Raw genomic sequence first — 14413 nt, forward strand, 5'->3', positions numbered from 1 at the left:
GGTCACCCGTGTCCAGGCTCACGTGTCGATCTCCACCGGATACCCGGTCCGGCCTGTGCCCGGTACCGCCCAGTAGGTACCCTGCGAGTCATGCGTGCACTTCTCGTGGTCAATCCGGCGGCAACCACCACAAGCGCACGTACGCGCGATGTCCTCATCCATGCGCTGGCGAGCGAGATGAAGCTGGACGCGGTCACCACCGAGTACCGCGGACACGCCCGCGACCTGGGCCGGCAGGCGGCGGAGAGCGACGACATCGACCTCGTGGTCGCCCTCGGCGGCGACGGCACGGTCAACGAGGTCGTCAACGGTCTGCTGCACAACGGTCCCGCCCCCGGCCACGTCCCCGGACTCGCCGTGGTCCCCGGTGGTTCCACCAACGTCTTCGCGCGCGCCCTGGGGCTGCCCAACGACGCCGTCGAGGCGACCGGCGCGCTGCTGGACGCCCTGCGCGAGGGCCGCGAGCGCACCGTCGGACTCGGTCTCACCTCGGGCCCGCCGGGCACCGAGGACGAGGCGGTGCCGTCCCGCTGGTTCACCTTCAACTCCGGACTCGGCTTCGACGCCGGTGTCGTCGGCAGGGTCGAGCAGCAGCGCGAGCGCGGCAGGAAGTCGACACACGCGCTCTATGTGCGCCAGGTGCTGCGGCAGCTGCTGGGCGAGCCGAGCCGCCGGCAGGGCACGATCACCCTGGAGCGGGCGGGCGAGGACGCGGTGACGGACCTGCTGCTGTGCATAGCGTCCAACACCGCCCCCTGGACGTTCCTCGGCAACCGCCCGATGTACGCCTCACCCGAGGCGTCGTTCGACACCGGACTCGACGTATTCGGTCTCAGCCGGATGTCGACGGCCTCGGTCGCCCGGTATGGCACCCAGTTGCTCACTTCGTCCCCCGAGCGCGGACCCCGTGGCAAGCACGCCGTGTCTCTGCACGATCTGGATGAGTTCACCTTGCATTCGAAGGCGCCACTCCCCCTTCAGATGGACGGTGACCACCTGGGACTGCGCACCAGCGTGACGTTCACAGGCGTACGCCGTGCACTGCGTGTGATTGTGTGAGCAGAAGAGGCCAAAGTCCTTTCACTCGAACGTTTAGACCAGGGTCCACCCCATGGAAGTACGGCTGTGACCTAGTCGACACCGAGGAATCAAAAAAAACTTTTCGGAAGGGGTTGTATCCGTCGCCGAGGTTTGCGAGTCTCTACATGGCGATCGGGACGGCCCGCAACACCGGCCTCCACAGATCACCGGAACCCCTCTCCAATCAAGGACCACGCCGAGGAAGACTCGGTGGTCGGCCCTTCACTTGTTGAGGGATTCGTGAAAGCGTTCACATTCACAAGCAATCTTCACGTAATACCAAGGAGAGGTAGCAGCCATGGACTGGCGTCACAACGCCGTTTGCCGCGAGGAAGACCCCGAGCTCTTCTTCCCCATCGGCAACACCGGTCCTGCGCTGCTGCAGATCGAGGAAGCCAAGGCCGTCTGCCGTCGCTGCCCTGTGATGGAGCAGTGTCTGCAGTGGGCGCTCGAGTCCGGCCAGGACTCCGGCGTCTGGGGTGGCCTCAGCGAGGACGAGCGCCGCGCGATGAAGCGCCGCGCCGCCCGCAACCGGGCTCGTCAGGCCTCCGCCTGACATTCCCACCCCGCTGACAGCCTGAGCTTGGCGGCGCGTACAGCGAGTACGCATCTCCCGCCCCCGAGCCGCAGCGCGCAGTACCCCCCGATGTGCTTACGCAGCGAGCAACTGGTCCCGGACCTTCTGGTCCGGGACTTTTTGCTCTCCAGGGTCCTTCACCGATGGGGTCCTTCACCGATCGGCACTTCACCGATCGGGCCCTTCACTCATGGGCGCTTCACCCCGCGCGGGCCGGTCACTTCTGCGCGCGTACCGGAATGTCCAGGATGACCCGCGTGCCGCGCTCCGGCGCCGGGACCATGTCGAACGTGCCGCCCAACTCGCCCTCCACCAGTGTGCGGACGATCTGGAGACCGAGGTTGCCGGAAGTGTGCGGGTCGAAGCCCTCGGGCAGGCCGACCCCGTCGTCCTGCACCGTGACCAGGAGCCGGGTCGCCTTCGTCGTCCCGCCACGCACCGCCGACACCTCGACCGTGCCGGTGTCGCCTTCGCGGAAGCCGTGCTCCAGCGCGTTCTGCAGCACCTCGGTGAGCACCATGGACAGCGGGGTGGCGACCTCGGCGTCGAGGATGCCGAAGCGGCCGGTGCGACGGCCGGCGACCTTGCCGGGCGAGATCTCGGCGACCATCGCCAGCACCCGGTCGGCGATCTCGTCGAACTCCACCCGCTCGTCCAGATTCTGAGACAGCGTCTCATGCACGATCGCGATGGAGCCGACCCGGCGCACCGCCTCCTCGAGAGCCGCGCGGCCACGCTCGGACTCGATGCGCCGGGCCTGGAGGCGCAGCAGGGCGGCCACCGTCTGGAGGTTGTTCTTCACCCGGTGGTGGATCTCCCGGATGGTGGCGTCCTTGGTGATCAACTCCCGCTCGCGGCGGCGCAGTTCGGTGACGTCCCGGAGCAGGACGAGGGAACCGATGCGGGTGCCCTTGGGTTTGAGCGGAATGGCCCGGAACTGGATGACCCCGTCGCGGGCCTCGATCTCGAACTCGCGCGGCGCCCAGCCGCTGGCCACCTTGGCCAGTGCCTCGTCGACCGGGCCGCGGCTCGGGGCGAGTTCGGCGGTCGTCCGGCCGAGATGGTGGCCCACGAGGTCGGCGGCCAGGCCCATCCGGTGGTAGGCGGAGAGCGCGTTCGGGGAGGCGTACTGGACGAGGCCCTCCGCGTCGAGCCGGATCAGGCCGTCCCCGACACGGGGCGAGGCGTCCATGTCCACCTGCTGGTTGGCGAAGGGGAAGGCGCCGGCCGCGATCATCTGGGCCAGGTCCGAGGCGCTCTGGAGGTACGTGAGTTCGAGACGGCTCGGGGTGCGGACGGTCAGCAGGTTGGTGTTGCGCGCGATGACACCGAGGACGCGGCCGTCCCGTCGTACCGGAATCGACTCGACGCGGACCGGGACCTCCTCGCGCCACTCCGGGTCGCCCTCACGCACGATCCGGCCCTCGTCGAGCGCCGCGTCGAGCATGGGGCGGCGGCCGCGCGGGACGAGGTGGCCGACCATGTCGTCCTGGTAGGAGGTGGGGCCGGTGTTGGGTCGCATCTGAGCGACGGAGACATAGCGCGTGCCGTCGCGGGTCGGGACCCACAGGACCAGGTCGGCGAAGGAGAGGTCGGAGAGCAGCTGCCACTCCGAGACCAGCAGATGGAGCCACTCGAGATCGGAGTCGTCGAGGGCTGTGTGCTGGCGGACCAGTTCGTTCATGGAGGGCACGTCTGCGAGCGTACCCGGCGGTTTGTGCAGGTCCTAAAAGTGTCCGTACGGGGCCGAAACCGTACAGGGCTGAAAACCGTACGGGGCTGAGAACACCCGCGGGCCGCGGCGCCTGGGAGGGACCCTCAACCCTCCCGGCACCGCAGCCCGGAGCAGCATCGGCCACGGGGTGTGCGGTCCCGCTCGGCCGAAGGATGAGGAGCCGGGGCAGTCAGGGCAGAGAGCACCGGTTCCTCGGTCCGCCTTCCTGTGCGGGGAAGACGGAGGCTCTTCGTTTCTACGCGCCTCCCCCGCATTCTGGACTAGACCACTACTGGTGTCCATGCGTCGGGGTCGGTTCGTTGTCGAGGACTGTGTGTTGTCGGCGCCTCGCAGCCTAACCCGCCCGACTCACCGGCGGGAGCAGATCGCCGTGGTGGCTTGCCCGCGAGCCTCCGGTTCCGCGCGACGCACGCCGTCGCACGCTTGTGGGGACACCGACTGGGTCAGCGCGCCCGGTGTGGCGGGGTCGGGTGGCGGGGTCGGCGGGTTCGGGAGGTGCGTGCCGCTGAGGGCCGGTAGGTGGTCCGCTGTCGCGCTTCGGTGCCGGGTCCGCCGGTTGCTCGGCTCCGTTCGTCCTCCGCCGGAGCGCCGGAGGTCCGTCGCCGGTGGCCTGCGAGTGGCTCACTGCTCGCCGGTCGCCGGCTGTCGGCTGTCGGCTGTCGGCCGCCGGCGCTCGTCGGACGGCTGCCGCCGCCCGCCGTCTCGCGGATGCAGGACCGGCTGACGGCTGACGGCTGACGGCTGACGGCTGACGGCTGACGGGCGGACTCTCGCCGGCGCCGGTGCCCGCTGCTCCCATTCCACTCCCCCGCGGCCCCTCGTGCCTCCCCAAGGGCGCCTCCGAGGGCGCGCCTTCACCTGGATTCCGGCGCGTCTTCACGGGCCGTTCCCCCGCGCGCCCCACCGCGTGCGGTCGCGCCCAGGTGGGCTTGTCTTCGCCTGTGGGACGGGGACACCACTCTGTTAGATTGGTCTAAACCACATGCCCCTCCGGGTGCCCTCGAGTCCCCTCTTCAGATCGGCAGGCCCAGCGTGGAAGTTGTCATCGTTCCCGACGCCGCGGCGGGCGGCGAGCTGATCGCCGAGGCAATGGCGCAGCTGCTCGGGCGCAAGCCCGACGCCCTGCTCGGCGTGGCCACCGGCTCGACTCCGCTGCCCGTCTACCAGGCCCTGGCGGCCAAGGTGCGGTCCGGCGCGGTGGACACGTCCCGGGTACGGATAGCGCAGCTCGACGAATACGTGGGGCTGCCGGCGGAGCATCCGGAGTCGTACCGGTCGGTGTTGCGGCGTGAGGTGCTGGAGCCGCTCGGGATCGGGATGGACGCGTTCATGGGCCCGGACGGGACCGCCGAGGACATCCCCGCCGCCTGCGCGGCGTACGACACGGCGCTGACCGGGACCGGGGGCGTGGATCTGCAGTTGCTGGGGATCGGGACCGACGGGCACATCGGGTTCAACGAGCCGTGCTCCTCGCTCGCGTCGCGCACCCGGATCAAGACGCTGACGGAGCAGACGCGCGTCGACAACGCCCGGTTCTTCGACGGCGACATCGATCAGGTGCCGCACCACGTCATCACCCAGGGCATCGGGACGATCCTGGAGGCGCGGCACCTGGTGCTGCTGGCCACGGGTGAGGGCAAGGCGGACGCGGTCGCGGCGACGGTGGAGGGACCGGTCGCGGCGGTGTGCCCGGCCTCGGCGTTGCAGCTGCATCCCCACGCCACCGTGGTGGTCGACGAGGCCGCCGCGTCCAAGCTGAAGCTGGCGGACTACTTCCGGCACACGTACGACAACAAGCCGGAGTGGCAGGGCATCTAGCGGACCGCGTCACCGCCGTGACCGGCCCCTGAAGCCTCGTGCCGCCCAAGGTCACCGTCCCGCGCGCCTACAGCGCCAGTACGAGTGCGCCCCCGAGCACGCCCAGGCCCAGCGCCACGCAGAACGGGACCCAGCCGCCGTCGCGCCAGGGGAAGAACGTGTCGAGGGAGATACGGCCTGGGCCTACCGCGGCGATGGTGACGGCGGCGACGCAGATGAGCATGGGGTAGACGAACGACGGGGGACCGGCGGGCCACAGGCTGTACTGGGGCGCCACCGTCATGGCCTGGAACATCACCCCGATCGCTGCCGCCGCCGCCAGCGGGGTGAGCAGCCCCACCGCTAGGCCCAGCCCGCCGAGCAGCTCGGAGATTCCCGCCAGGGCGGCGAAGAACGTGCTCGGCTGGTACCCCAGCGCGTCGAAGCCCTGCGCCGTGGCGTCCAGACCCCGTCCGCCGAACAGGCCGAACAGCTTCTGCGCGCCGTGTCCCGCGAGGATCAGACCCACCGCGAGCCGCAGCAGCAGAATTCCCACGTCGGCGGCGCCCATGGCCCGCGGCGCCGGTCTCGCCCCGAAGGCATCGGTCGGGCGGCGTGAACGTCGTGTAGGGGGCGTCATCGCGGCATCACCTCCGGGCAAGGCCCAGGTGGGGACTCCCCTCCTTCCGATCCTCCTCTCCCGCGCGGAGGACGTCCAAAGGAGGAGCGGCGCGGCTCGCCCACCAGGCTCGCCGCGCCGCTCACGCCAGGTGGGTCCCGCCCGGCTCACACCCCGGCGATGACCTCAGCCGCCGCCCGCCCGCAGACCCGGGCCGCGCCGTACGTCGCGATGTGCAGCGCACCCCGGGGGGCCGCCTGGGGCACGCCCATCTCGACCACGATCGTGTCCGGCCGGGCCCTCAGGAGCGTGTCGAGCGCGTCGCCCATCCACGGGTGCCGGTGCTCGTCGCGGACGACCGCCACGATCCGGCGCTCCCCGGCCGCGGTGAGGACGTCGGCGCCCGCGTCGGGCCCGCCGAACGTGCCCGCTTCCGTGCCGGGGAGCAGGGCGGTGAGCTCCGCCGCCACGCCCCAGGGGGTCTCGTCGCCCACGGCGATGTTGGCGACGGGCGTCAGAGCGGCGACGTAGGGCGCCGCGGTGAGCGGCGCGAAGGCGTCGGTGCCGGTGACCCTCAGCGCCCGGCGGGCGGCGCGCAGGCCCACCTCGTCGTCCGCCCCGGGCTCGCCGGCCTCGGCTGCCGCCGGCGACGACGCCGACGCCGACGCCGACCACGCCGCCAGCCTGCGCACCCGCTCGGCCGCGTCCGCCAGCCGCTCCTCGGGAAGTTCACCGGCGCGCACCGCCGCGACGAGGGCGTCACGCAGCCGTCGTACCGTCTCGTCGTCGGCGAGGCCGCCGCCCACGCAGATGGCGTCGGCACCGGCCGCGACGGCGAGGACGCTGCCCCGCTCGATGCCGTAGGTGCCGGTGATGGCCTGCATCTCCATGCCGTCGGTGACGATCAGGCCGTCGTAGCCGAGGTCGCCGCGCAGCAGTTCCGTGAGGACCCTGCCCGACAGCGTCGCCGGACGGTCCGTGTCGAGGGCCGGGACGAGGATGTGGGCGCTCATCACCGCACGCGTGCCCGCCGCGATCGCGGCACGGAACGGCGCCAGTTCCCGCTCGGCCAGCACGGCCGGGTCGGCGTCGATGCGGGGCATCGCGTGGTGCGAGTCGACGTTGGTGTCGCCGTGGCCGGGGAAGTGCTTGGTGCAGGCCGCCACGCCCACCGACTGGAGGCCGGTGACGTAGGCCGCCGTGTGCCGGGCGACCAGCGCCGGGTCGGCGCCGAACGAGCGGACGCCGATGACGGGGTTGCCGGGGTCGGAGTTCACGTCCGCCGACGGTGCCCAGTTGAAGTTGACCCCGCAGGCGGCGAGGCGGCGGCCCAGTTCGGCGGCCACCTCCCGCGTCAGCTCCACGTCGTCCACGGCGCCGAGCGCGTGGTTGCCGGGGAAGGAGGACCCGGTGTGCACCTCCAGGCGCGTGACGTCGCCGCCCTCCTCGTCGACGGCGACCAGGACGTCGCCGCGTTCCGCGCGCAACTGGGCGGTCAGGGCGGCGAGTTGGTCGGGCGAGGAGATGTTGCGGCCGAACAGTCCGACGGAGGCGAGGCCCTCGCCGAGCCGGCGCAGCAGCCAGTCGGGGGCCGCCGTGCCCGTGAAGCCTGGCTGGAGGACCGTCAGCGCGTCACGGGTGAGCGTGTCGGTATCGCTGGCGAATGTGGTCATCGAGGGCCGTTATCCCTTCACGGCGCCGGAGGTCAGACCGGCGGCCATCTTCTTTTGCACGATCATGAAAAACGCGACGACCGGTATCGCGATCAGCGTCGAGGCCGCCATGAGGGCGCCGTAGTCGGTCCCGCGTGAGGTGGTGAAGTTCATGAGCCACACGTTGAGCGTGTACTTGTCGTTGTCCTGCAGCACGATGTAGGCGAGCAGGTACTCGTTCCACGCGTTGATCAGGGAGAAGATCGACGCGGCCGCCAGTCCGGGGGCGAGCAGCGGGAACACCACGCGCCAGAAGGCACCCATGCGGGAACAGCCGTCGACCAGCGCCGCCTCCTCCAGCTCCAGCGGGATGTTCACGACGAATCCGCGGATCATCCAGGTGGCGAAGGGCAGCGTCGTGACGAGGTAGATGACGATGACGCCCCAGTACTCGTTGATCGCGCCCAGGTCGTTCAGCTGGATGTACAGCGGGATGAGCATGGCGGTGGGCGGGAGCAGCTGCACCACCAGCAGCGCGATCATGAAGATCTTGCGGCCGGCGAAGCGGAAGCGCGCGATGGCGAAGGCGCCGATCGTGGACAGCAGGATCGCCCCGACGACGGCGGTCACGCAGATGATCAGGCTGGACTGGATCGCGGTGCCGAAGTTGGGTTCCTCGACGGCCCGGCGGAAGTTGTCGAGCGTGAGGGACGTCGGCCAGAGCTTCTGGTCGTAGGACCGGATCTCGATGTTGGGGCGCAGGGCGCTGACCACGAGCCAGTAGACCGGAAACGCCATCACCACGAAGGCGACGATTCCCACGGCGTTGTAGAAGTGCCGGCTCGGCTTCTTGCGGTCGGGGCGGTACCGGGGCGCGGCGGTGACGCGTGTGGCGGTCGTGTCGCTCACTCGACCTCTCCGATCTTGAGCAGCTGGCGCAGGTAGTAGACGGCCACACCGGACAGCAGCAGCACGGTGATCAGCGCGATGGCGGCGCCCTGGCTGAAGGAGTTCGACTCGAACGCCTTCTCGTAGGAATAGAGGCCGAGCAGGTTGTACTCGGACTCCGGCTTGTTGCCGCGCATCAGGAAGATCTGTCCGAAGACGTTGAAGTCCCAGATCACCGACAGCGTGGCCACCATCTGGAAGACGGGCTTGATCACCGGCCAGGTGACGTACCGGAAGACTCCGAACCGCCCGGCGCCGTCGAGCGCGGCGGCCTCCTCCAGCTCGGCCGGCACCTGGGTGAGCGCGGCGTAGAGGGTGACGGCGACGAACGGCACCGCGCCCCACACCACGACGGCGCCGATCACGAGGAAGCCCTGCTTGGGGTCGAGCCACCAGTTGTGGCCCTGGTAGTCGAGGCCCAGGTACTTGGTGAGCACCATGTTGGCGACGCCGTAGTCGGAGTCGGCGAACCAGCGGAAGATCGAGGTGGCGACGAGCAGCGGGAGTGCCCAGGCCGCGATGAGCGCACCGGTCAGCAGCAGCCGGACCGCCTTCGTCATGCGCTGCATGGCGTGAGCGAGGAACAGTCCGATGGCCATGGTGGCGACCACGCACACCACCATGAAGATGACGGTGCGCCACAGGACGGTGTAGAACTCGCTGTCGCCGAGGATGTTGGTGAACTGGTCGAAGCCGACCCAGGGCGCGGCGTCGCCCGTCCACAGCTCACGGCGGCCCACGTCCTGGAAGGACATGATCACGGTCTTGATCAGCGGCCAGACGAACACCGCGGCGAGTGCCACCACAGCCGGTGCGATCAGCAGATAGGGCAGCAGGGGCCCGTTCGTCCACCGGCCGCGCCGAGGGGTGGCCGGTGTCGGGCCGTCACCCCGGGCCCGCGCGACGGACACCTCCGGGCCGGCTGCTTTGATGTCGGCGGCACTCACTGTGCTGGCCTTCCGTTCGAAGGGGTTCCTGGAGGGCGGGCCGGCACAGCCTGGGTGGGCGGCCGGCACGCCCGACCGGCCTTGTCCGGCCCGGCGGCGGGCCGGACAAGGCACCGGAGGTCAACGAGAGTTCGGCTCCTGGATCAGGAGGCCTCGTTGATCAGTGAGTCGATCTCCGCGTCGGCGGCCTTGGTGGCCTCGGCGACCGACTTGCCCTTGAGGATGTCGAGCAGCATCGTCTCCAGGGTTTCCTTCTTCTCGATCGCGGCCCAGCCGGGCGCGATCGGCGTGAACCAGGCGTCCGGAACGGCGTTGGCGATCGGAGCCGTCTCCGGCTTGGCCTTCAGCGGCTCGAGCTGCTTGGTGTTGTTGGGAAGGATGTTCTTGGCGGCCAGGGCGGCCTCGGACTTCTCGCTGGTGAACAGCGAGATCCACTCCTCCGCCAGGTCCTGCTGGTCGGACTTGGAGATGGTGGCCAGGTCGGAGCCGCCGATGAAGGAGGGAAGCGCCTTGCCCTCAGGGCCGGGCATACCCGCGGTGGCGATCTTGCCCTCCAGCTTCGGGTTGCCGTTGTTCGCGCCGTCGACGACGCTTCCGGCCTCCCAGCCGTTGCCGTAGAGCAGGGCGGCCTTCTCGTTGGCCATGACGTTGGCGTGGTCCTGCTCGTCCTTCGTCTGGTCGCCGTTGTTGTACTTCTTGACCAGGTCGATGAAGTGCTGGATGCCCTTCTGCGCCTCCGGCGAGGAGAGCGAGGCCTTCCACTCCTTGCCGCCCTCGTCGTAGGTGGCGATCTCGCCGCCGTAGGCCGCGACATAGGACATCGCGGCGTACCAGTAGCGACCCGGCAGATAGAGCGAGGAGAACGCGTTGTCGCTCTTGTACTTGCCCTGGACCTTGTCGAGGGCGGCGACCAACTCGTCCTCGGTGGTCGGCAGCTGGTCCGAGCCCGTGCCGGCCTTGAACATGTCCTTGTTGTAGATCGCGACGCGGGCACCCGCGTAGTACGGGACGCAGTAGAGCTTGCCCTCGTAGGAGCAGGTGTCCTTCAGACCGCCGATCCACGTGTCCGAGTTGTCGTGCTTCTTGGGGTCGATCTCGCCCAGGGCACCGTTGAGGATGTAGGTCATCGTCTCGGTGTTGCCCAGCTCGACCACGTCGGGGAAGCTGTCGCCCGACAGCGCCGCGTCGAGCTTCTTGGTCTTGTCGGCCCACTGCTGGTACTGGACGTTGACCTTGACACCCGGGTACTTCTTGTTGAAGTCGGTGTTGGCCTGCTTGACCAACTCGGGCCAGGTGGACTGGGCGTCGACCATCAGCCAGACAGTGAGTTCACCCTTGCGGTCCTTCGGGTCCTGGTCGGACGCCTTGTCATCGGACCCGCCGCACGCCGCAATGGAGACCATCATCGCCGCGACACCGATCGCGGATATCAGCTTGCGCTTCACGCCACCCTCCTCAGGGATGCCACAAACCCCCCTCGTCCCCGCGGTGACTGACGTACCGCCCTGGGGCCGGGACCTGGACCAATGGTGTAGACCAGTACCGGGGAGCTTGGCCCAGACCATAGGACGTGTCAAGGGTCTCGTATAGGGCCCGACCAGCCGTTATGGGACCTACATATGCAGGAACCTTTAAGTAAGAACCCCTCGAAAACAGTGAGTCCCTCATTCACCCAGGGGTAGACCACACGACCTTCGTGGACTAGACCATCGGGAGCGCCGACGGTATACAGGGGGCATCACGGAGCGTGCGGGGAACTCTCGTACGCGGTCGTGCCACGATGTGAACCGTGACCGGCGGACGTCGGTCCTGTCGGTATGTCAGCCGGGAAGGCGGAGCATGAGCACTGAGGTCAGCAGTGCGGAGAACGAGAGCGGGGCACCCGTCCGTACCGCACGCGTACCCAAGTACTACCGCCTGAAGAAGCATCTGCTCGACATGACGGAGACCCTGCCGCCCGGCACTCCGGTACCTCCCGAGCGCACGCTGGCCGCGGAGTTCGACACGTCCCGCACGACCGTGCGCCAGGCCCTTCAGGAGCTGGTGGTCGAGGGCCGGCTGGAACGGATCCAGGGCAAGGGCACGTTCGTCGCCAAGCCCAAGGTGTCGCAGGCGCTGCAACTCACCTCGTACACCGAGGACATGCGCGCTCAGGGCCTGGAGCCCACCTCGCAGCTGCTGGACATCGGCTACATCACCGCGGACGACCGGCTCGCCGGGCTGCTCGACATCACCACCGGCGGCCGGGTCCTGCGCATCGAGCGGCTGCGGATGGCCAACGCCGAGCCGATGGCCATCGAGACCACCCACCTGAGCGCCAAGCGCTTTCCGGCCCTGCGCCGCAGCCTGGTCAAGTACACGTCCCTCTACACCGCGCTCGCCGAGGTCTACGACGTCCATCTCGCGGAGGCCGAGGAGACCATCGAGACCTCGCTGGCCACGCCGAGGGAGGCCGGCCTCCTCGGCACCGATGTCGGCCTGCCGATGCTGATGCTGTCCCGGCACTCGCTGGACCGGGAGGGCAAGCCGGTGGAGTGGGTGCGCTCGGTGTACCGCGGCGACCGCTACAAGTTCGTGGCACGGCTCAAGCGGCCGATGCCGTAGCCGCGTTCACGGTACGTCTCGGGCCGCACCGCCCGTCCCGCCGTCCGCCCGTGACGCACACGCCGGGAGGACGGCCCGTGCGCACACCCCCGGAGCACACGCACGAAGGCCCGTGCGCACACCCCGGAGCACACCGCGCGACAGCCCGTGCGCACACCGCACGCCCGCGGGCCGACCGGCGAGTCACCCCGCGACAGTCATGTCGCACAGTCGTCCGTGAAGGCCCTTCGGAAACGGCGGCGCCGACTGGCGGCGGTTCGTGCGGATGCGGACGGACCACCAGGAAAACGACCGGCTGCGCGGTTTCCGCCACTGCCGAGGTAGCGGTAAGTCCCAGGGTTCCTCACAAGAACATGCTGAACAAGGGCTTCCGGTAGCGGGACACCGTGATCTACATTGCCTGCGCGTTACGGCAGGTAATCAGCGAGGGGACGGAGCCGCCCGATGCCAGAAGCCTCAGAAGTGAAGGGAGGGCCGGTGGTGACGCCTGTGCGCGTCGTCATCGCCCTCTGTCTGATAACACCGTTCGTGGCCATGCTCTGGGTGGGCTCGTACGCGAAGACGGACCCGACGTTCATCGGCATCCCGTTCTTCTACTGGTACCAGATGGCCTGGGTCGTGATCTCCACCGCCCTCACCATGACCGCCTACTGGCTGTGGCAGCGTGACCAGCGCGCCCGCAGGACGAAGGGGGGTGCCGGAGCATGAAGGACGGTGTGAACGGCGTCGCACTCGCCGTATTCATCCTCTTCTTCGTCGCCGTCACGGTGATGGGCTTCCTGGCCGCGCGCTGGCGCAGGGCCGAGAACGAGCAGAGCCTCGACGAGTGGGGCCTGGGCGGCCGGTCCTTCGGGACCTGGATCACCTGGTTCCTGCTCGGCGGCGACCTCTACACGGCGTACACCTTCGTCGCCGTACCGGCGGCGATCTACGCGGCGGGTGCGGCCGGCTTCTTCGCCGTGCCGTACACGATCCTCATCTACCCGTTGATGTTCGTCTTCCTGCCGCGGCTGTGGTCGGTCTCCCACAAGCACGGTTACGTCACCACCTCGGACTTCGTCCGGGGCCGCTTCGGCTCCAAGGGCCTGTCCCTCGCCGTCGCGGTCACCGGCATCCTCGCGACCATGCCGTACATCGCGTTGCAACTGGTCGGCATCCAGGCCGTGCTGGACGTGATGGGCATCGGCGGCGGCGAGAACACCAACTGGTTCATCAAGGACCTGCCGCTGCTGATCGCCTTCGGTGTGCTGGCCGCGTACACGTACTCGTCCGGACTGCGGGCGCCGGCCCTGATCGCGTTCGTCAAGGACACGCTGATCTACATCGTGATCGCCGTCGCCATCATCTACATCCCGATCAAGCTGGGCGGCTTCGACGACATCTTCGCCGCCGCGAGCGACAAGTACACGGAGACCGGTAAGGGCGGACTGGTGCCGGACGCCGCCTCGCAGTGGACGTACGCCACGCTGGCGCTGGGCTCGGCGCTCGCCCTGTTCATGTACCCGCACAGCGTCACGGCCGTGCTCTCCAGCCGCAGCCGGGACGTCATCCGCCGTAACTCCACGATCCTGCCGCTGTACTCGCTGATGCTGGGCCTGCTGGGCCTGCTCGGCTTCATGGCGATCGCGGCCGGCGTCAAGGTGGAGAACGGCCAGCTGGCGATCCCCCAGCTGTTCGAGAACATGTTCCCGGACTGGTTCGCGGGCGTCGCGTTCGCGGCGATCGGCATCGGCGCGCTGGTCCCGGCGGCCATCATGTCGATCGCGGCGGCGAACCTCTTCACCCGCAACATCTACAAGGACTTCCTCAAGCCGGACGCCACGCCCGCCGAGGAGACCAAGGTCTCCAAGCTGGTGTCCCTGCTGGTGAAGGTCGGCGCCCTGGTCTTCGTCCTCGGGATGGACAAGACGGTCGCGATCAACTTCCAGCTGCTGGGCGGCATCTGGATCCTGCAGACCATGCCCGCCCTGGTCGGCGGCCTGTTCACGCGCTGGTTCCACCGCTGGGCGCTGCTGGCCGGCTGGGCGGTCGGCATGCTCTACGGCACGGTCGCGGCGTACGGTGTCGCCTCGCCGACGCAGAAGCACTTCGGCGGCTCCTCGGCGGAGATCCCCGGCATCGGTGAGATCGGCTACATCGGCCTCACGGCGTTCGTCCTCAACCTGGTGGTCACGGTCGTCCTCACCTTCGTCCTGAAGGCGATGAAGGCTCCCGAGGGCGTCGACGAGACGAAGCCCGAGGACTACACGGCGGACGCCGGCGATCCTGGCGTCCAGACGGAGCTCCCCCCGGCGACCGCCGGAGCCGCCCACTGAGGCGCGCCCCGTAGGGGCCCGTCCCGCAAGGCGCGGGAAACCGCGCGACCAGCGACACAGCATGCAGCGGGCCGCCGAGGCCAGAGCACCCCGGCGGCCCGCTGTCGTACACACCGGGCCGCCGAGGCCACAGCACCCC

Annotated in this window: 12 protein-coding genes; 6 read left to right on the plus strand and 6 right to left on the minus strand. The window is 69.2% G+C overall.

Annotated elements, in window-relative coordinates:
- Nucleotides 1–90: 90 nt before the first annotated feature.
- Nucleotides 91–1059 carry a diacylglycerol/lipid kinase family protein gene (locus ACWCPM_RS23385; RefSeq protein ID WP_450978182.1) on the plus strand — a complete coding sequence of 323 codons (969 nt, stop codon included), beginning with the start codon at nucleotides 91–93 and terminating at the stop codon, nucleotides 1057–1059.
- 319 nt (nucleotides 1060–1378) lie between these two features.
- On the plus strand, nucleotides 1379–1636 hold the full coding sequence (locus tag ACWCPM_RS23390; protein ID WP_016639615.1) for a WhiB family transcriptional regulator: 258 nt from the start codon (nucleotides 1379–1381) through the stop codon (nucleotides 1634–1636).
- 238 nt (nucleotides 1637–1874) lie between these two features.
- Here ACWCPM_RS23390 and ACWCPM_RS23395 read toward each other — a convergent pair whose 3' ends face one another.
- Entirely contained in the window at nucleotides 1875–3341 is a 1467-nt protein-coding gene (locus ACWCPM_RS23395) for a sensor histidine kinase (protein WP_450978239.1), read from the minus strand.
- Between the two features lie 1083 nt (nucleotides 3342–4424).
- Here ACWCPM_RS23395 and nagB point away from each other — a divergent pair.
- On the plus strand, nucleotides 4425–5210 hold the full coding sequence (gene nagB, locus ACWCPM_RS23400) for a glucosamine-6-phosphate deaminase (RefSeq protein WP_450978183.1): 786 nt from the start codon (nucleotides 4425–4427) through the stop codon (nucleotides 5208–5210).
- A gap of 67 nt (nucleotides 5211–5277) precedes the next feature.
- Here the strand turns inward: nagB and ACWCPM_RS23405 are convergent, their stop codons facing one another.
- The 5 genes from ACWCPM_RS23405 to ACWCPM_RS23425 all read right to left on the minus strand — a co-directional run bounded on the left by ACWCPM_RS23405 (nucleotide 5278) and on the right by ACWCPM_RS23425 (nucleotide 10800).
- The gene (locus ACWCPM_RS23405; protein ID WP_450978184.1) at nucleotides 5278–5829 is read right to left on the minus strand and encodes a DoxX family protein; all 552 of its coding nucleotides are present in this window, start codon (nucleotides 5827–5829) and stop codon (nucleotides 5278–5280) included.
- Nucleotides 5830–5975: 146 nt separating this feature from the next.
- Nucleotides 5976–7481 carry a glycoside hydrolase family 3 protein gene (locus ACWCPM_RS23410; RefSeq protein WP_450978185.1) on the minus strand — a complete coding sequence of 502 codons (1506 nt, stop codon included), beginning with the start codon at nucleotides 7479–7481 and terminating at the stop codon, nucleotides 5976–5978.
- A 9-nt stretch (nucleotides 7482–7490) separates the two neighbouring features.
- Entirely contained in the window at nucleotides 7491–8369 is an 879-nt protein-coding gene (locus tag ACWCPM_RS23415) for a carbohydrate ABC transporter permease (protein WP_450978186.1), read from the minus strand.
- Nucleotides 8366–9355, minus strand: a complete 990-nt coding sequence (locus ACWCPM_RS23420; protein WP_450978187.1) for a carbohydrate ABC transporter permease — start codon at nucleotides 9353–9355, stop codon at nucleotides 8366–8368. Before ACWCPM_RS23420 ends, ACWCPM_RS23415 begins: the two co-directional genes overlap by 4 nt.
- Nucleotides 9356–9498: 143 nt before the next feature.
- A complete protein-coding gene (locus ACWCPM_RS23425) occupies nucleotides 9499–10800 on the minus strand; it encodes a sugar ABC transporter substrate-binding protein (protein WP_450978188.1) in 1302 nt (433 codons plus the stop codon).
- A gap of 394 nt (nucleotides 10801–11194) precedes the next feature.
- Here ACWCPM_RS23425 and ACWCPM_RS23430 point away from each other — a divergent pair, with 394 nt between their 5' ends.
- From ACWCPM_RS23430 to mctP, 3 genes are all read left to right on the plus strand, one after another.
- Nucleotides 11195–11959 carry a GntR family transcriptional regulator gene (locus ACWCPM_RS23430; RefSeq protein ID WP_450978189.1) on the plus strand — a complete coding sequence of 255 codons (765 nt, stop codon included), beginning with the start codon at nucleotides 11195–11197 and terminating at the stop codon, nucleotides 11957–11959.
- A 444-nt stretch (nucleotides 11960–12403) separates the two neighbouring features.
- On the plus strand, nucleotides 12404–12667 hold the full coding sequence (locus ACWCPM_RS23435; protein WP_450978190.1) for a DUF3311 domain-containing protein: 264 nt from the start codon (nucleotides 12404–12406) through the stop codon (nucleotides 12665–12667).
- Nucleotides 12664–14274 carry a monocarboxylate uptake permease MctP gene (gene mctP / locus ACWCPM_RS23440; RefSeq protein WP_450978191.1) on the plus strand — a complete coding sequence of 537 codons (1611 nt, stop codon included), beginning with the start codon at nucleotides 12664–12666 and terminating at the stop codon, nucleotides 14272–14274. Before ACWCPM_RS23435 ends, mctP begins: the two co-directional genes overlap by 4 nt.
- Nucleotides 14275–14413 lie beyond the last annotated feature (139 nt).

It is taken from the genome of Streptomyces sp. NPDC002309, from assembly GCF_053593375.1.